Here is a 15,942-nt window from a genome sequence, read left to right as displayed (position 1 = left end):
GAACAAAAATAAGTTTGTGGAATGCTAGCTACTGCCGCGCTTCAAGTGCTCATCGAGCCTCGGCATAATCTCGATGAAGTTGCAGGGCTTATGGCGGTAATCGAGTTGCATTTTCAAAATGCCGTCCCAAGCGTCTTTGCAGGCGCCGGGCGAGCCGGGCAGGCAGAAAACAAAGGTTGTGCCGATCAGCCCAGCAGTCGCGCGAGACTGGATGGTGGAAGAGCCGATCTTCGAATGGCTGAGCATGTGAAAGGCAATGGAAAACCCGTCCATACGCTTGTCAAACAGCGGTTCCAGCGCGTCGGGCGTTACGTCGCGCCCGGTAAAGCCCGTGCCACCGGTGGTGATGATAACGTCGATATCTTTATCAAGCGCCCAAGTCCCCACGCGGCTTTGCAGTGCATCCACGTCGTCTTTCTCAATTGCCCGCGCGGCAACGCTGTGGCCTGCCTCTTCAATGCGCGCCACCAAGGTGTCGCCTGAGCGGTCGTCTGCAAGCGTGCGCGTGTCGGATACGGTGAGCACGGCGATGTTGATCGCGATGAAGGGCTGGGTGTCGTCAATGCGGCTCATAAAACTGGCCTTTTGAGTGTTGGTTCAAGAAACGGTTTGCGTCGCCACAACCCACCACTGGGGGTGCTTGACTGCAATCGCTTCTTTGGCCGCATTTGCGGCTTCATCCTCGTCAAATATCCCAAAACAGGTGGCACCGGAACCGGACATTCTGGCGAAACGACAACCTGGTGCCGCGCTTAACGTCTCCAGACATTGCGAAATTTCGGGCACCAGCGCGATTGCAGGGTTTTGCAGGTCATTGCGTGTTGTGTCTGCGATGCTCTCCCACAGAGGCCGTGAGAGCGTATCTGCTATGGCAGGGTTCTCCTTGATGGCTAGGGCCGAGAACACAGCCGGTGTCGAAACCGAAATTCGTGGATTGACCAAAACCATATTCTTGGAAGGCAAAGCGAGGGGCGTAATGTCTTCGCCAATTCCCCGAGCGCGCAAAGGCGTGCTGGCGAGGCACATGGGAACGTCTGCACCCAATTCCAGCGCAATGGCTGCCAGCTTTTCCTGGGGAAGATTTAGCGCCCAGAACTCGTTCAACCCGCGCAAGGCAGCCGCAGCATCGGCAGAGCCTCCGCCTATGCCAGAGGAGACGGGCAAACGCTTGGTGAGCGTCAGCCGCGCACCTAAATTGTTGCGCTCTCCTGCCAGCGCCTTTGCAGCACGCATCACCAGATTGTCAGCATCCGCTTTCAGGTTGTCGGCCTCGGGCCCATGCAGCTCCAGTGAGATTTCGTTGCTGCTTGGCGCGATCGTAAGCGTGTCGCCATAGCGAGCGAAGGTGACGATACTGTCGAGCAGATGATAGCCATCGCTCCGCTGGCCCAAGATGTGCAGCGCGAGGTTTACTTTCGCATAGGCGTCAACGCGCAAAACCATCGTCTCACCGATTGCCGTTCGGCACGAGCGGGGCTGATCTAGCCGTTGTCAGGTTTCGTCTCTTCGGGCTTGGCAAGGCGCGGAGAAGGCTCCTTGAAGCCGTTTTCCAGCTTGTCGAGAATTGCCTTTGCTTCTTCTTCGGATGGTGGCTCCAGCGCCAATGCCTGCCGCCACTGGAACGTGGCTTCCAGTTTGCGATCCGCCATCCAATAGGCATCGCCCAAATGGTCGTTGATAGTCGGATCGCCCGGACGCAGCGAGACGGCGCGCTCAAGATGCTCAACGGCTTTGTCATAGTCGCCGAGGCGATAATAGGCCCAGCCAAGTGAATCGACGATGTATCCATCGTTTGGGCGGATATCGACGGCTCGTTGAACCAGTTCCAACCCTTTTTCCAGGTTGATGCCCATATCGATCCACGAATAGCCGAGATAGTTCAGAACATTTGGCTCATCGGGATAAAGCTCCAGCGCCTTGTTGAAAGCAACTTCAGCTTTCTCCCACTGCTTCGTGCGCTCATAGGCGATGCCTTGGCGATAAAACAGCGACCAGTGATACCGCTCAGGCTGTTCCAAACGCTCAATCAGGCTCGTGTAAACCGGAATGGCTTCGGCAAATTTCTCGTGCCGCGCCAGCACTGCGCCATAAGCCAGATGGGTGGTCAGATCATCGGGTGCGGTCTTGATCAGGCTATCGAGAATGCTCTGCGCTTCGTCGAAACGGTCCAGTGCGTCGAGGTTGATGGCCACCTCCAACTGCGCCGTGCGGAAGTAGGGAGATTCCGGCGGAATTTTTGCAAACAGCGCGTTAGCACGCAGCATCAGGTTTTGCTGATCGTAGAGATCGGCAAGCTGGATCATAATCGTCTCGTCTTTGCTGGCCAGCACATTGGCGAGCTGCAGGTAGACGCGGGCAAAATCCTCGCCGCCATCGCGGTTGATCGCCGTGCCAAGGTTCAAAAACACTTCTGCTGCGCCGCGTTGGGCTGAGGTGAACGGATTGTTCAAGCCTTGGCCGCTGACAACGCGGGCGTGCATTTCTTCAAACACTGGGTTTTGCGGCTGCGCGGCAATGGCGTGGTCAGCCATTTCCTTTGCTTTTTCGCGGTTGCCCGCTTTCCAATGAGCAACAGCCAGCGCTTGCACCACGCGCATATAAGTGACCGTCGCTGCGCGACCCGCAGCCCGATTGTCGAAAGCCTTGGTCAGACGCTGGATCGCGCCATTGCTGTCGCCAGAATGAAGCGCGATCAGGCCGCCGTGATAGTCCACGAACAGGTCAAACCAAGCCGGACCTGTCAGGGCATCGACTGTTGCCAAAGCCTCTTCCGGACGGTTGTCTCCTGCCTGTGCCCAACCCAGAACAAGACCGGCCAACAAGCGATCCAGCGCTGAACGCCAATCTTTGCTGAGTTCACGTTCAGCCGCAGTCCACTCTTTGGCCCGGATGCGATCAACGGCAAGAATAATGGACGCCATTTCAGGTGCCATATTGGCTTGCGTCAATTGCTTGCCCAGCGACACGCCTTCATCGAAATTGCCATTGGCGATAAAGGTTTGGAAAGCGCGTTGCTTCAATTCCACATTGTCGGGGTCCAGCGCCATTGCGCCACGAAAGAACTGAGAGGCGGATTCTGTGTCTTTGTCGGTGTTGGCAATGCGCGCTGCCAGATAATTGCCCGAAAGAGAGCGGCCCACTTCAATCTGCGGCTCTTCGCTCTTCGTTTCAGCCTGAACTGCGGTCATCGAGGCGGCGCCAAGCAGAGCAAGAGCTGCCGAAGTCTTTGCCAACCGCGCCAGCGCGGTTGCGAAATTCTGCTGTGTCATAAAATGCTCCTTAGCCCCCGGTGCTTGGATTGCCTAAACCCTCACGCCCGTTTCATAAAAACTTGCCGCCGATGTTAGCGCCCTGAATGTTTTCAAAGCGTCAACATCATCGCTTTCATTGCCCCGAAGTGTTGCCTCATCAGGGCCAATAAACAAGGCAGCTTGAAGGCAACCCCAATTGCCCAAAAGCGAACGCCTGAAAGCGATTCGCCCAGCGTTGGACCTAGCTTACACGGCTAACGCAGAATTCCACCACATCAAGAAGCGCCTGCTTAATTTCACCTTCGGGCAGGGGAGCCAACGCATCGCGGGCCATTTCGCCGTAGTGTCGAGCGCGGGCAATCGTGTCGCCCAATGCGCCATGCTTTTGAATGAGCGCGATCGCATGCTGCAGTGCTTCTTCGTCAGCAGAGTCGCTTTCCATCGCCTTGCGCCAGAAATCACGCTCTTCTTCATTTCCGCGCCGCCATGCGAGCAGAACAGGCAGGGTAATTTTGCCCTCGAAAAAATCGTCGCCGATGTCTTTGCCAAGATCGGATTTCGAGCCGCCATAGTCGAGGGCATCGTCAATCAGTTGGAAGGCAAGGCCGAGATTTGTGCCGTAGGAGCGGAATGCATCGCGAACGGACTTGTCCGATTCAGCCAGAATGGGGCCAACTTCTGTCGCCGCGGAAAACAGTGCTGCCGTCTTAGCGCGAATAACCGCGAGGTAATCATCTTCGGTCGTCTGCATGCTCTGGGCCGCAGAAAGCTGCATGACTTCGCCTTCTGCGATAACAGTTGCCGCGGTGGAAAGCACATCAAGCGCTTCCATTGAGCCGGCATCAACCATCATGCGAAACGCTTGACCAAGCAGAAAGTCGCCCACCAGCACGCTTGCTTGGTTGCCCCAGACCATGCGTGCTGCCTGCTTGCCGCGCCGCATGCCGGACTCGTCCACCACATCGTCGTGCAACAGCGTTGCGGTGTGCATAAATTCAACCGAAGCCGCGAGCGTGATGTGATGATCGCCTTCGTAGCCACACATCCGCGCGGCTGCCAGCGTCAGCATTGGGCGAAGGCGCTTGCCGCCGGAGTCTATTAGATGTTTGGCGACTTCCGGGATCATTTGCACGTCGGAGCCGGTTTTCGACAGGATGAGCCGATTTACCCGGTCCATGTCCGCCTTGGTCAAATCCACCAGCGGCTTGACGCTCGCCTTCGGCTCTCGGTTTCCGCTCAGGGGAACGACAACGCCCATATCAAAACTGCCTATTACATCGATTTGCTGGGACAGTATGGAGCGCAAACGCCGTTCACAAGGGGCCATAGCGCCGCGCTTGCTGCACTTTGTAGGCCTTCAACATGAATTTTTCGTCATTGCCCGTGATAGGGCGATTGTGCGGTTCCTTTGTGCCGTTTCAAGCGCTAGACAGGGGCATGGAAGAATTGTTGCGCACCAATAATCCCGTCACGATTTCCTTCGTTCAGTCTTTGCTGAACGACGAAGGGATCATGCATTTTGTTGCCGATCAGCATATGTCCATTCTGGAAGGCTCGGTCGGAATTTTGGCCAAGCGGGTGATGGTTGGTACAGACGAAATTCACAACGCCCGCCGCCTGCTGAAAGAAAACGGACTGGGCGATGAATTGCCCGAAAAGCTCGTGCGGCCGGTCTAGGCAATGTCGGATCCCGGTGAAATGACCGTGGCTGGCCTTCACAGCAACACTTTCCGCGTTCACCAACAGTCAAAAACCGCTCATCGCCCCGGAATGGACGCGCTTTTGTTGGCGGCGACCGTGCCATCTGATCAAGTAGGACTGGTGGCTGACTATGGCGCGGGAAACGGCGCAGTTGGTATGGCGGTGCTGAATCGATGCCCTGCCTGCCAGGTTGACTTGATTGAGCGCGACATTGAGATGACGCAATTGATTTATGGCGCGATGATGGACCCGTTCAACGACCATCTCGCTGCTCGAATGAGGCTGGTGCGGGCTGACGTCACCGATACCGCCCAGATGAAGAAGGCCAGCGACCGGACCCACGGCTGCTATGACCGCATTGTTGCCAATCCTCCCTACAACACCGCCGATCACCGCGCCTCGCCAGACCCGAAACGTGCGGCTGCCCATCAGATGGAGGAGGGCGGTCTGACGAAATGGATCATCAGCGCAAACACAATGCTCAAATCCAAGGGCGTCATCACCTTCATCTTGCGCCCGGTCAACTTGCCGGAGGTGCTGCAAGCGATGCAGGGCCGGTTCGGGGCAATAGCCATCAAGCCTGTGCAATCGAAGCAAGTGGCAGCCGCCAAGCGCATTCTCGTATGCGCTCAAAAGGCGAGCGCAGCACCGTTGCAACTGCTGCCGCCAATCATTTTGCACCAAGCGGATGGAACGTTTACGCAAACAGCAGATGCGGTGTTTGCAGGACAGGGTTTCGTGTCGATGCAGGCTTAGCGTCGCAGCACCGTTGATTTATGCTTCGCCAAACCCACATTTACCACTCAACGAAAATCGCAAAGACGCGAACGAGAAAAGGGCAATCGTGGCAAACCTGTTTAAGAAAATGATGCCGGGCAAATCGGTCACGATTCCGGTCGTGCGCATGAACGGTATGATCGCAGCTGGCGGCTCAAGCCTACGCCCCACGCTCTCGATGGCCGGTGTGGCAGAACCCCTTGAGCGAGCGTTCTCCGTCAAAAAAGCACCTGCTGTCGCTATCGTGGTCAATTCGCCGGGGGGGTCGCCCGTGCAATCGCGGCTGATCTACAAGCGCATCCGTGATTTGGCGAAGGAAAAGGGCAAGAAAGTTCACGTCTTCGTTGAAGATGTTGCTGCATCCGGTGGATATATGATCGCCTGCGCTGGCGACGATATTACGGTCGACCCGTCCAGCATCGTTGGTTCCATCGGTGTCATTTCATCCAGCTTCGGCTTTGTGGAAGCCATCGACAAATTGGGCGTCGAACGGCGCGTATACACTGCCGGTCAGAACAAATCGGTGCTCGATCCGTTCCTGCCAGCGAAAAAAGCGGATATCGACCGACTAAAACAGCTTCAGCTTGAAATTCACGCTGTTTTTATTGACCTCGTACGGGACAGCCGAGGTTCTAAGCTGCAAGAAGACGATACGCTTTTTACTGGCGCATTCTGGACGGGAATGGCGGGCAAAAAGCTCGGTCTTGTCGATGAAATCGGCGACATCCGCTCGACTTTGCGCCAGCGCTATGGCGACAAGGTCGAACTGCAAGTGATGGAAGTCAAAAAGGGCCTCTTTGGCCGTCGCTCCGGCAATGGTATCATGCTCGACAAGGAAAGCCTCGTCACAGCCGCTGTAGACCGTGTCGCTGAGCTTGCGGAAGAAAAAGCGCTTTGGGCGCGATACGGATTATGAGGAAACTGAAATGGTGCAGTTGATCGCGGTCGCGGCAATTGGTGGAGTGGCCTACGTCGCCTACCAGTCTTTCAAGAAGCACATGGATGCCCTCAAGCGCGAAGAACGCTTGCGCTCGGAAGACCCTAAGCAAATGCCCGAACTGGAAGTTGATCCCGAGACCGGGAAATACCGTCCGAAAAAGTGATTTTGTTGGGAAAGAGAATGGAGGGAGAACGTAAAAAGGACGTTCTCCCTCGTTCCCTCTTGCGAATGTCGGGGTGTGACACTCATAAGAACGATCAGCGCAGGTGTTCGAGGGGCGATTGATACCCTTGCCGATGAGTTGAGACTAATGCCTGCCGCTGCTAAGCGATGTGCCATCCGTCACACATTGACGAATCCGCCTGCGCCGTGGCACCTGTCGGCCATCTTCACTCAGCCCGAACTGCAAAAACGGCAATGACCCACGACCCCAAAAATTCCTTTCAGGGCCTCATTCTGACGCTCCACGATTATTGGGCCAAGCACGGCTGTGTGATTTTGCAGCCCTATGACATGGAAGTGGGCGCAGGCACGTTCCACCCGGCAACAACCCTGCGCGCGCTCGGCCCCCGCCCTTGGAAAGCGGCTTACGTTCAGCCAAGCCGCCGTCCGACGGATGGTCGCTATGGCGAAAACCCCAACCGCTTGCAGCACTATTACCAATACCAAGTGCTGCTCAAACCATCGCCGCCAGACCTGCAAGAACTCTACCTCGGATCGCTAGCCGCAATCGGCATCGACCCGATGCTGCATGACATTCGCTTCGTGGAAGACGACTGGGAAAGCCCGACCCTCGGAGCTTGGGGCCTCGGTTGGGAAGTCTGGTGCGATGGCATGGAAGTGTCGCAGTTCACATACTTTCAGCAAGTCTGCGGACAGGAATGTTCACCCGTATCGGGCGAATTGACCTACGGGCTGGAGCGCCTCGCCATGTACGTGCAGGACGTCGATGACGTTTATGATCTGAATTTCAACGGCGGCGAGGGCGAAGACCGCGTCTCCTATGGCGAGGTTTTCCAAGAAGCCGAGCGTCAGTATTCGCGCTGGAATTTCGACATCGCCGACACCGAAACGCTGCTGCAGCACTTCAAAGACGCCGAAGCCGAGTGCCGGCGTATTCTGGCCGCTGATCCTGTTGATCCCAAGAAAGACCGCGCCATCGTCATGGCCTTGCCAGCCTACGACCAGTGCATCAAAGCCAGCCACATCTTCAATCTGCTGGATGCCCGCGGCGTCATTTCAGTCACCGACCGCCAGCGCTATATCGGCCTCGTGCGCGACCTGTCCAAAGCCTGCGGCGAAGCATTCCTGCAGACAGAGGCAGGCGGGGCGCAGCCAGACGCCAAACAATCCGCAGCCTAAGGAGCCTGAAACATGACCAAACCCAAAAGAGCTGGAGACGCCTCCATTCCTGTCGAAGTGGAAGCTGGCAAAAGCTATTTTTGGTGCACGTGTGGCCAGTCGTCGAAGCAACCATTCTGCGACGGCTCCCATCAGGGTGGCGAATTCTCGCCCATGAAATGGACCGCCGAAGCCGATGGTCGGAAGTTCTTCTGCACCTGCAAAGAAACCGGCAACGCACCCTTCTGCGACGGCAGCCACAAGCCAGCCTAGAGAGCGGGTCTGAAACCTTTCCGATTTTGACCGCGTAACTTGCCCATTCCGAACACAAGCGTTCGGGAGGACAATGACGCTAATAAAATCGAAAAGGGATGGACCAATGACCAAACTCACCTTCAAGGCGCTGGCAACTGCAGTGGCGATCACTGCGGCCACAACGCTTTCGGCTCATTCAGCCAATATCGTGAAAACCGCCGCATCGACCGGCAAGTTCAACACGCTGCTCGCCGCCGCCAAAGCCGCTGGCCTTGTCGGAACACTCGGCCACACGCGCGGCATCACGGTCTTTGCGCCCACGGATGCTGCATTTGCCCGCCTGCCAAAAGGCACCGTGCAGGATCTGCTGAAGCCGAAAAACCGCCACAAGCTGGCGGCGATTTTGAAATACCACGTCATTCCCGGCCGCGTTCTCGCCCGTGATGTGCCGCGTAAATCCACCCACATTCGCACGCTGAAAGCCCGTGGCGACCGCACGATCCGCGTGCGCAAGCGTTTCGGCCGCGTGCGCGTAGACAATGCCCGCGTCATTCAGGCCGATGTGAAAGCATCCAACGGCGTCATCCACGTTATCAACCGCGTGCTTCTGCCATCAAGCTAAAGCCGGTTTCCCACGAACCGCAAAGGGCATCTCTCCAAGAGGAGGTGCCCTTTTTTGTGTGCTGAAGGCTGACTTTGCCTGAGCGGGTTGGTAAGAGGCTGCAATCCTATTTCGCGGTCCAATTAAGCCATGCCTGATCTCCTCCCCGAACTTCGCTCCGAAGAAATTTCTGCCCGCCCCGCATCGCCCGCAGCGCAGCGAGGACGTGCAAACGCAAAAAGCATGCGGGGCCAAAAACACGATGCCTGATCTCCTCCTCGAACTTCGCTCCGAAGAAATCCCTGCCCGCATGCAGCGCAAAGCGGCGGGCGATTTGCGCAAGGCCGTCACGGATGCACTGGTCGATGCGGGGCTGACCTATGAGGGCGCGCGGGAATACTGGACGCCGCGCCGTCTGACCCTCGATATTCGCGGCCTGACCGCCCGTTCCAAGGACGTCAAAGAAGAGCGCAAAGGCCCGCGCACCGATGCGCCGGAAAAGGCCATCGAAGGTTTTTTGCGCGGCGCGGGGCTTGAATCAATTGATCAAGCGCAGGTGCGAAGTGATTCAAAAAAGGGCGATTTTTACGTCGCCGTGATCGAAAAACCGGGCAGGGCGGCGGAAGAGATAATCGCTTCGATCATGCCGGAAATCATCCGCAATTTCCCTTGGCCCAAATCTATGCGCTGGGGCAAAGCCTCGCGCGAGGCTGGCGCGCTGAAATGGGTGCGTCCGCTGCAATCCATCGTCTGCACGTTCGGGCCAGAGACGGAAGAACCCGTCGTGGTGGATTTTGAAATCAGCGGCATCAAGAGCGGCAACATCACCTACGGCCACCGCTTCCACGCGCCGGACGCCATTAAGGTGCGCCGCTTCGACGATTACATCGCGGCGCTGGAAAAGGCGAAGGTGATCCTCGACGCCGACCGCCGCAAGGAAATCATCAAAGCCGACGCCAACAACCTCGCCTTCGCGCAGGGCTTGGAATTGGTGGAAGACGAGGGCTTGCTGGAAGAGGTCGGCAATCTGGTCGAATGGCCCGTGGCGATCATGGGCGAATTCGGCACGGAATTCCTCGACATCCCGCCGGAAGTCATCCGCCTGACGATTAAGGAAAACCAGAAGTGTTTCGTGCTGCGCGATGGGAAGAGTGGCCAAGGCGGAGCCGGTGCACAAAAGAAGCTGTCGAACAAATTCCTGCTGGTCGCCGCCATTGAGGCCAGCGACGGCGGCAAGGAAATCGCGCTTGGCAACGCCAAGGTCGTCAACGCGCGGTTGAGCGATGCGAAATTCTTCTGGGAAACCGATTTGCAGACGGTGGCGACTGAGGGCTTCACCCCTTGGCTGGAGAAGCTCGACACCGTCACCTTCCACGCCAAACTTGGCAGCCAGGGCGACCGCGTAAGGCGCATCGTTGCGCTGGCCGAAGAACTCGCGCCCATCGTCGGCGCAGACGTCGAGCAGGCGAAACGCGCCGCCGAAATCTGCAAGGCCGATCTCAACAGCCAGATGGTCTACGAATTCCCCGAACTCCAAGGCGGTATGGGAAAGCGCTATGCGCTGAAAGCAGAGGAGTCGGAAAGTGTGGCCTTGGCCTGCGAAGAACACTATTCGCCGCTGGGTCCAAGCGACGACGTGCCGACCGATCCTGTGAGCGTGACAGTCGCGCTGGCCGATAAGTTGGATACGCTTGTCGGTTTCTGGGCGATTGATGAAAAGCCAACGGGTTCAAAAGACCCCTATGCGCTGAGGCGTGCAGCTTTGGGGGTTATTCGGTTGATTGCGCAAAATGGATTGAGCGTTGAGCTACTCGATATTTTAGAAAATCATTACGTATGGATTTGGGGAGATATTTTGGATGTGAAGACCGCTGAGCAAGTAGGAAAGCTCCAAGAACTCTATGATGCCGGTGTTCCAGAATCTCACACTGATAGAGTGTTCTCGTACCTTATCAGCGAAACGCGCGGCCTTATGTTTGATGAAGATTTTTCAAAAATGGATGAAGTTGTTGCCGACCTCCTTTCCTTCTTCCACGACCGCCTGAAAAACTACCTCCGCGATTCCGGCGCTCGGCACGACCTCATCGACGCCGTGATCTCCCAGCCCACCTCCCCCTCGCGGGGAGGTCCGAGAAGCGAAGCTGATCGGGGTGGGGGTGCGAGTGCAGATGCGAACACTGATGCCCAATCCGGCCCCCCACCCGAAGCCGCTGCCGCGCCTTCGACCTCCCCTCAAGGGGGAGGTGGGGAAGTCGTGAATGACGACATTCTCGCCATCACCCGCCGCGTCGAAGCGCTTGGTTCTTTCCTCGCCACCGACGACGGCAAGAACCTGCTCGCCGGCACGAAACGCGCCGCCAACATTCTTGCGGCGGAGGAGAAGAAGGGCACTCACATTGCGGATGAAGTGCTTGAATCAAAACTTGAAGAAGCGGAAGAAAAAGCTCTTTTCAATGCCGTGAATCAAGCTGAGAGCGATGCCGCTCAGGCCATTGAAAACGAAGACTATTCCGCTGCAATGACCGCGCTGTCCCAGCTGCGCGAGCCGGTTGATAATTTCTTCGAAAAGGTCATGGTCAACGCCGAAGACGCCACCATCCGCGCCAACCGTCTCGCCCTCATGCGTCGCATCCGCGACGCCACGGGCGCGGTGGCAGACTTCTCCAAAATCGAAGGATAATCCCAATGAAAACCTGGACCATCTATCTCTCGGGCGAAATCCACACCGATTGGCGCGAGCAGATCGAAGCGGGTGCAAAAGCCGCCAACCTGCCGGTCGCTTTTGCAGCGCCCGTCACCCATCACGAAGCCTCTGACGATTGTGGCGTCGCGATCCTCGGCGCGGAGCCGAACAAGTTCTGGCACGACCACAAGGGCGCGCAGATGAACGCCATCCGCACCCGCACCTTGATTGAAGGCGCGGACATTGTGGTGGTTCGTTTCGGCGAGAAATACAAACAGTGGAACGCGGCGTTCGACGCTGGCTATGCCGCCGCGCTCAACAAGCCGACGATCATCATGCATCAGGACGAACACGCCCATGCGCTCAAAGAGGTCGATGCGGCAGCACTTGCCGTGACCAAAACCAGCGAAGAGGTCGTCGAAATTTTGCGCTACGTCATCAACGGCGAATTGAAGGGTTATACCGACCAGCAGCAGGCGGCGGAGTAGGGGCTAAAACTTCCCCCCGCGTCCTTCGCCGCCGGAAAAGCGTTTCGCTCCGTCCAGCGTTTCGCCCGTATCCATTGTCTCAAGTCCCAAACGGTATTCGTTCCGCAGCGCTTCATCATGGCTCATGCCCCATTGTTGCAGCATGGACAGGCGATCGTTGCGCATGCAGGTCTGCGGGAACTTCGTGAGACTCGTCGCCAGCGCCAAAGCCGCATCCAGCGCCGTGCCGGACGGGACAACACGGTTTGCCAGCCCAATACGCTCGGCTTCCGCAGCATCGACAGGCCGCCCCGTCAGCACCAAATCCATCGCACGGCTCTCGCCAATCAGGCGCGCCAGCCGGAACGTGCCGCCGTCCACCAGCGGCACACCGAAGCGGCGGCAATAGATGCCGAAGGTTGCGTCGGCCGCCATCACACGCAAATCGCACCACAGCGCCAGCTCCATACCGCCAGCGACCGCGTGGCCTTCGATTGCCGCGATCACGGGCTTTGAAAGCACCATGCGCGTTGGCCCCATTGGCCCCAGATCACCCTCGCCACCATCTTCCACCCGCGCGGAAGAGCCGGATTCGGCCAGCGATATGAGATCAAACCCGGCGCAAAATGCACCCTCCGTGCCGGTGAGAACGGCAACATCCACCCCATCATCGGCCTCAAAATCGTTAAAAGCGGCATAGAGCGCGTCGCCTGTGGCCCGGTCGACAGCGTTGCGCCTGTGTGGGCGGTTGATTGAGACGACCAGAACGCGGCCATGGCGTTCAATCAGCAGATCGTCGTTGGGCGCGTCCATTCAGCTTTCCTCCCGCGCAATCGCCCGCCAGCCTATGTCTGTGCGCCAAAAGCCTTCCGGCCAGTTGACCTCTTCCACCGCATAATAAGCCAGTTTTTGCGCTTCCTTTACTGTCTCCGCCCGAGCCACCACGCACAAAACCCGTCCGCCAACGGCATACAAATGCTTGCCGCGCAATTCCGTGCCCGCATGAAAAACCTCGATCTGGTCATCATAGAGCGCGTCGAGCGCGGTGATGATCGTGCCTTTTTCATACGCGCCGGGATAACCCTTTGCGGCCATGACCACGGTGAGCGCAACCTCGTCGCTCCACACGGCCTTTGCACCGGAAAGATCGCCCTTCGCGCTGGCCAGCAGCAGCGGCAGCAAATCGCTCTCCAGCCGCACCATCAAAACCTGACATTCGGGATCGCCAAACCGCACATTGTATTCGATCAGCTTCGGCCCGCTGGCGTCGATCATAAGCCCCGCATACAAGACGCCGGAAAACGGCGAACCCGCCTGCGCCATGCCTCTAAGCGTAGGTTCCACGATTTCGCGCATCACGCGCTGCTGCATGTCATCGTCCAGCACGGGCGCGGGCGAATAGGCGCCCATGCCGCCGGTGTTCGCGCCGGTATCGCCATCACCCACGCGCTTGTGGTCTTGTGCCGTGCCAAAGGGTAGGGCGGTTTTGCCATCACACAGGAAGAACATCGAAGCCTCTTCCCCTTCGAGAAACTCCTCCACAACCACTTCCGCACCCGCATCGCCAAACGCGCCGTCGAAGCAGTCATCGATTGCCGCATGCGCCTCTTCCAGCGTCATGGCAACGGTCACGCCTTTGCCAGCCGCCAAGCCATCTGCCTTGATCACAATCGGCGCGCCTTGCGCGTCGATATAGGCATGGGCGGCTGCTGCATCGGTAAAATGACCGTAGGCGGCGGTTGGAATATCCATCTTGGCACAGAGCGCCTTGGTAAAATTTTTGGAACCTTCCAGTTGCGCTGCGGCAGCGGACGGTCCGAACGCGTCAATATCCGCTGCCCGCAAGCTATCCGCCAGCCCATCCACCAATGGTGCTTCCGGTCCGATCACCACAAAGGCAACAGCCATCAAGCGGCAGAAATCGATCACAGCCTGATGATTGGTCACTTCCAGCGTGACGATCTCGCCCAATGGGTCCATGCCACCATTTCCGGGCGAGATGAAAAGTTTTTCCAGAAGCGGAGATTGGGCAAGCTTCCAAGCCAGCGCATGTTCGCGGCCACCGGAGCCGATCAGCAGGATGTTCATGGGCATGCTTTCGAACCAACAACAATTGGGCGCGACCCTATCACGGAGATGCGCCTGCCTGCGGCATTTTCGGGGTCAAAAACCTCAATTGTCCACGACACTTCGCCCCACCCTTGGCTACAAAGCTCAACTTGCCTTGACCAAGGGGGCCGGAAAGACCAATTCTTTCGAAATGACACGCTGGCGCATGAGAGAAAGCCGGCAAGGAGCCAGCATTGAACGCGCCGAGCGAAAGCCTTAAACCGGACAGCCTGCACGGCAAGGTTGCTGATGCGGTGCCCAACACGTGGGTCTACCGCCTGCTGCCGCAAAGCGTTTGGCCCTATGCCCAGTTGGCGCGGTGGGATCGTCCCATCGGTTCATGGCTTCTCATGTGGCCGTGCTGGTGGGCACTGGCCCTTGCCATTGGCGCCTTGATGGGAAGTCCCGATATCGCCGCCTCCTGGAGCGACTATGTCCTACCTTTGGGTGGAGCGTTTGCGGCTTTTCTTCTGGGAGCCATCGCAATGCGCGGCGCGGGCTGCACCTACAACGATCTCGTTGATCACGAATTGGATGCCCAAGTTGCCCGCACCGCATCGCGGCCCATGCCGTCCGGTCGGGTCAGCAGAACCAACGCTAAGTTGTTTATCGCAGCGCAAATGGCCGTGGGCGCTGGCGCATTGCTTTATCTGACGACGTTCAAGGGCTACCTCAACACGTTCGCAGGCGTTTTGGCGCTGGCATCTTTGGTGGTTGTGGCGCTCTATCCCTTTGCCAAACGCTTCACCAACTGGCCGCAATTTGTGCTGGGCTTATCGTTTTCTTGGGGTGCGCTGATGGGCTGGGCGGTCATATTCGACGAAATCCACCTGCCAGCTTTGGCGCTGTATGCGGGCAGCATTTGCTGGGTGATAGGTTACGATACAATCTATGCCCACCAAGACGCTGAGGATGACGCGCTGATCGGCATAAAATCCACAGCGCTTCTGTTTGGTGACAAGACCAAATTGGCACTGGTCGTTCTTTATTCAGCCGCGCTTGCGCTGTTTGCGCTCGCATTTTCTCAAGCCTATACGGGCTGGCCCGCCTATGCCGGTTTGGCTGTCGGCGGAGCTCACATGATCTGGCAGTTGATACAATTGGATATCGAAGACGCAGACAATTGCCTGCGCCTTTTCAAGTCCAACGGCCAATTCGGCTGGATATTGTTTGCCGGATTGATGGCGGCAATCGTCGTTTAGGTGCGAGCGATAATCTCGCGCGCTTCCAGCTTGCGCACTTCACCCACCACGCCGGTCTTGCGACGGCGCAGGAAGTTTGGGCGGTGCTTCAGCGACGAGATGCGGCGGCGACGCGGCTGCGGCGTGTGCTCGGTCAGGATGCCTGCATCTTTGACGATGGTTTGAGCGCCCTGCGCGTCAATCATCACCATCGGAACGCCCAAAGCGCGGGCCCATGAATGCCAATCGCAAGCAGTTTCTTCCACATCATCCGACACGCACAATGGAACCGACAGGTCGCTGTCTTTGTGCAGCAATTCCAATGTCATGGTCATCGTGCCGTCTTCATGTTCATACGCACGGGCCGCAACGCCGACAAAGGCGCGGGCGGGCAGGGCGATGGAAAGCGGCAGGCCACACGTCAACGAGCGCTTCATAACGGCGCCTTTGTTGTCGAGGGTGACTGAAATATCGTCTACTGCGCGGCCATAACTGACTTGTTGCGGCATCTTATACGGGTCAAGGCGCATAGCCTCGTCTGCCCACACGGGTTTGATCTGGCTTGCGCCAGTTGATGCGATGTTCCCCATCGGAAAGTCCTCACTGTTAACTCCTGAGGGCCAGATCTTGCGCCTG

The 15,942-nt window shown here is 57.6% G+C and carries 17 protein-coding genes; 10 read left to right on the top strand and 7 right to left on the bottom strand.

Translation table 11 applies throughout. The features are described from left to right. Positions 1 to 24 precede the first annotated feature (24 nt). The 4 genes from moaB to ACFQ14_RS06205 form a co-directional block, all read right to left on the bottom strand. Complete coding sequence (gene moaB, locus ACFQ14_RS06220; protein ID WP_377211834.1) at positions 25 to 573, bottom strand: molybdenum cofactor biosynthesis protein B; 549 nt, start codon at positions 571 to 573, stop codon at positions 25 to 27. 24 nt (positions 574 to 597) lie between these two features. Further along, positions 598 to 1,443 (bottom strand): 4-(cytidine 5'-diphospho)-2-C-methyl-D-erythritol kinase, encoded by an 846-nt coding sequence (locus ACFQ14_RS06215; protein ID WP_377211833.1) that lies wholly within the window; start codon positions 1,441 to 1,443, stop codon positions 598 to 600. A 38-nt stretch (positions 1,444 to 1,481) separates the two neighbouring features. Then, a complete protein-coding gene (locus ACFQ14_RS06210) occupies positions 1,482 to 3,269 on the bottom strand; it encodes a tetratricopeptide repeat protein (protein WP_377211832.1) in 1,788 nt (595 codons plus the stop codon). Positions 3,270 to 3,492: 223 nt separating this feature from the next. Then, complete coding sequence (locus ACFQ14_RS06205) at positions 3,493 to 4,509, bottom strand: polyprenyl synthetase family protein (RefSeq protein ID WP_377211831.1); 1,017 nt, start codon at positions 4,507 to 4,509, stop codon at positions 3,493 to 3,495. Positions 4,510 to 4,613: 104 nt separating this feature from the next. Between ACFQ14_RS06205 and ACFQ14_RS06200 the strand changes: the two genes are divergently transcribed. From ACFQ14_RS06200 to ACFQ14_RS06160, 9 genes are all read left to right on the top strand, one after another. Further along, positions 4,614 to 4,928: a putative signal transducing protein gene (locus ACFQ14_RS06200; RefSeq protein ID WP_377211830.1), complete on the top strand. Its 315-nt coding sequence runs from the start codon at positions 4,614 to 4,616 to the stop codon at positions 4,926 to 4,928. Between the two features lie 27 nt (positions 4,929 to 4,955). Then, positions 4,956 to 5,708: a tRNA1(Val) (adenine(37)-N6)-methyltransferase gene (locus tag ACFQ14_RS06195; protein WP_377211829.1), complete on the top strand. Its 753-nt coding sequence runs from the start codon at positions 4,956 to 4,958 to the stop codon at positions 5,706 to 5,708. A 109-nt stretch (positions 5,709 to 5,817) separates the two neighbouring features. Further along, positions 5,818 to 6,645 carry a S49 family peptidase gene (locus tag ACFQ14_RS06190; protein ID WP_377212085.1) on the top strand — a complete coding sequence of 276 codons (828 nt, stop codon included), beginning with the start codon at positions 5,818 to 5,820 and terminating at the stop codon, positions 6,643 to 6,645. 10 nt (positions 6,646 to 6,655) lie between these two features. Then, the gene (locus ACFQ14_RS06185) at positions 6,656 to 6,832 is read left to right on the top strand and encodes a hypothetical protein (protein WP_377211828.1); all 177 of its coding nucleotides are present in this window, start codon (positions 6,656 to 6,658) and stop codon (positions 6,830 to 6,832) included. 254 nt (positions 6,833 to 7,086) lie between these two features. Beyond that, a complete protein-coding gene (locus ACFQ14_RS06180) occupies positions 7,087 to 8,031 on the top strand; it encodes a glycine--tRNA ligase subunit alpha (RefSeq protein ID WP_377211827.1) in 945 nt (314 codons plus the stop codon). Positions 8,032 to 8,043: 12 nt separating this feature from the next. Continuing rightward, entirely contained in the window at positions 8,044 to 8,283 is a 240-nt protein-coding gene (locus ACFQ14_RS06175) for a CDGSH iron-sulfur domain-containing protein (protein WP_377211826.1), read from the top strand. Positions 8,284 to 8,389: 106 nt separating this feature from the next. Continuing rightward, positions 8,390 to 8,887: a fasciclin domain-containing protein gene (locus ACFQ14_RS06170; RefSeq protein WP_377211825.1), complete on the top strand. Its 498-nt coding sequence runs from the start codon at positions 8,390 to 8,392 to the stop codon at positions 8,885 to 8,887. A 241-nt stretch (positions 8,888 to 9,128) separates the two neighbouring features. Next, positions 9,129 to 11,546: a glycine--tRNA ligase subunit beta gene (gene glyS, locus ACFQ14_RS06165; protein WP_377211824.1), complete on the top strand. Its 2,418-nt coding sequence runs from the start codon at positions 9,129 to 9,131 to the stop codon at positions 11,544 to 11,546. A 5-nt stretch (positions 11,547 to 11,551) separates the two neighbouring features. Then, complete coding sequence (locus tag ACFQ14_RS06160; RefSeq protein WP_377211823.1) at positions 11,552 to 12,037, top strand: YtoQ family protein; 486 nt, start codon at positions 11,552 to 11,554, stop codon at positions 12,035 to 12,037. Positions 12,038 to 12,040: 3 nt separating this feature from the next. Here the strand turns inward: ACFQ14_RS06160 and ACFQ14_RS06155 are convergent, their stop codons facing one another. Beyond that, complete coding sequence (locus ACFQ14_RS06155; RefSeq protein ID WP_377211822.1) at positions 12,041 to 12,829, bottom strand: crotonase/enoyl-CoA hydratase family protein; 789 nt, start codon at positions 12,827 to 12,829, stop codon at positions 12,041 to 12,043. Further along, positions 12,830 to 14,104, bottom strand: a complete 1,275-nt coding sequence (purD, locus tag ACFQ14_RS06150) for a phosphoribosylamine--glycine ligase (RefSeq protein WP_377212084.1) — start codon at positions 14,102 to 14,104, stop codon at positions 12,830 to 12,832. 215 nt (positions 14,105 to 14,319) lie between these two features. Here purD and ubiA point away from each other — a divergent pair, with 215 nt between their 5' ends. Further along, on the top strand, positions 14,320 to 15,327 hold the full coding sequence (gene ubiA, locus ACFQ14_RS06145; protein WP_377211821.1) for a 4-hydroxybenzoate octaprenyltransferase: 1,008 nt from the start codon (positions 14,320 to 14,322) through the stop codon (positions 15,325 to 15,327). On the opposite strand, the gene ACFQ14_RS06140 is transcribed toward ubiA, so the two are convergent. Next, on the bottom strand, positions 15,324 to 15,896 hold the full coding sequence (locus tag ACFQ14_RS06140; RefSeq protein WP_377211820.1) for a DUF6101 family protein: 573 nt from the start codon (positions 15,894 to 15,896) through the stop codon (positions 15,324 to 15,326). The genes ubiA and ACFQ14_RS06140 overlap by 4 nt on opposite strands. Between the last annotated feature and the right edge of the window lie 46 nt (positions 15,897 to 15,942).

It is taken from the genome of Pseudahrensia aquimaris (assembly GCF_042676045.1).
Classification (GTDB): Bacteria; Pseudomonadota; Alphaproteobacteria; order Rhizobiales; family Rhizobiaceae; genus Pseudahrensia; species Pseudahrensia aquimaris.
This window is presented reverse-complemented; position numbering and strand designations above follow the sequence as displayed.

Coding starts and splice junctions, on each gene's coding strand:
- moaB (WP_377211834.1), bottom strand. CDS start 573: ATGAGCCGCATTGACGACACCCAGCCCTTCATCGCGATCAACATCGCC.
- ACFQ14_RS06215 (WP_377211833.1), bottom strand. CDS start 1,443: ATGGTTTTGCGCGTTGACGCCTATGCGAAAGTAAACCTCGCGCTGCAC.
- ACFQ14_RS06210 (WP_377211832.1), bottom strand. CDS start 3,269: ATGACACAGCAGAATTTCGCAACCGCGCTGGCGCGGTTGGCAAAGACT.
- ACFQ14_RS06205 (WP_377211831.1), bottom strand. CDS start 4,509: ATGGGCGTTGTCGTTCCCCTGAGCGGAAACCGAGAGCCGAAGGCGAGC.
- ACFQ14_RS06200 (WP_377211830.1), top strand. CDS start 4,614: ATGAATTTTTCGTCATTGCCCGTGATAGGGCGATTGTGCGGTTCCTTT.
- ACFQ14_RS06190 (WP_377212085.1), top strand. CDS start 5,818: ATGATGCCGGGCAAATCGGTCACGATTCCGGTCGTGCGCATGAACGGT.
- ACFQ14_RS06185 (WP_377211828.1), top strand. CDS start 6,656: ATGGTGCAGTTGATCGCGGTCGCGGCAATTGGTGGAGTGGCCTACGTC.
- ACFQ14_RS06180 (WP_377211827.1), top strand. CDS start 7,087: ATGACCCACGACCCCAAAAATTCCTTTCAGGGCCTCATTCTGACGCTC.
- ACFQ14_RS06175 (WP_377211826.1), top strand. CDS start 8,044: ATGACCAAACCCAAAAGAGCTGGAGACGCCTCCATTCCTGTCGAAGTG.
- ACFQ14_RS06170 (WP_377211825.1), top strand. CDS start 8,390: ATGACCAAACTCACCTTCAAGGCGCTGGCAACTGCAGTGGCGATCACT.
- glyS (WP_377211824.1), top strand. CDS start 9,129: ATGCCTGATCTCCTCCTCGAACTTCGCTCCGAAGAAATCCCTGCCCGC.
- ACFQ14_RS06160 (WP_377211823.1), top strand. CDS start 11,552: ATGAAAACCTGGACCATCTATCTCTCGGGCGAAATCCACACCGATTGG.
- ACFQ14_RS06155 (WP_377211822.1), bottom strand. CDS start 12,829: ATGGACGCGCCCAACGACGATCTGCTGATTGAACGCCATGGCCGCGTT.
- purD (WP_377212084.1), bottom strand. CDS start 14,104: ATGAACATCCTGCTGATCGGCTCCGGTGGCCGCGAACATGCGCTGGCT.
- ACFQ14_RS06140 (WP_377211820.1), bottom strand. CDS start 15,896: ATGGGGAACATCGCATCAACTGGCGCAAGCCAGATCAAACCCGTGTGG.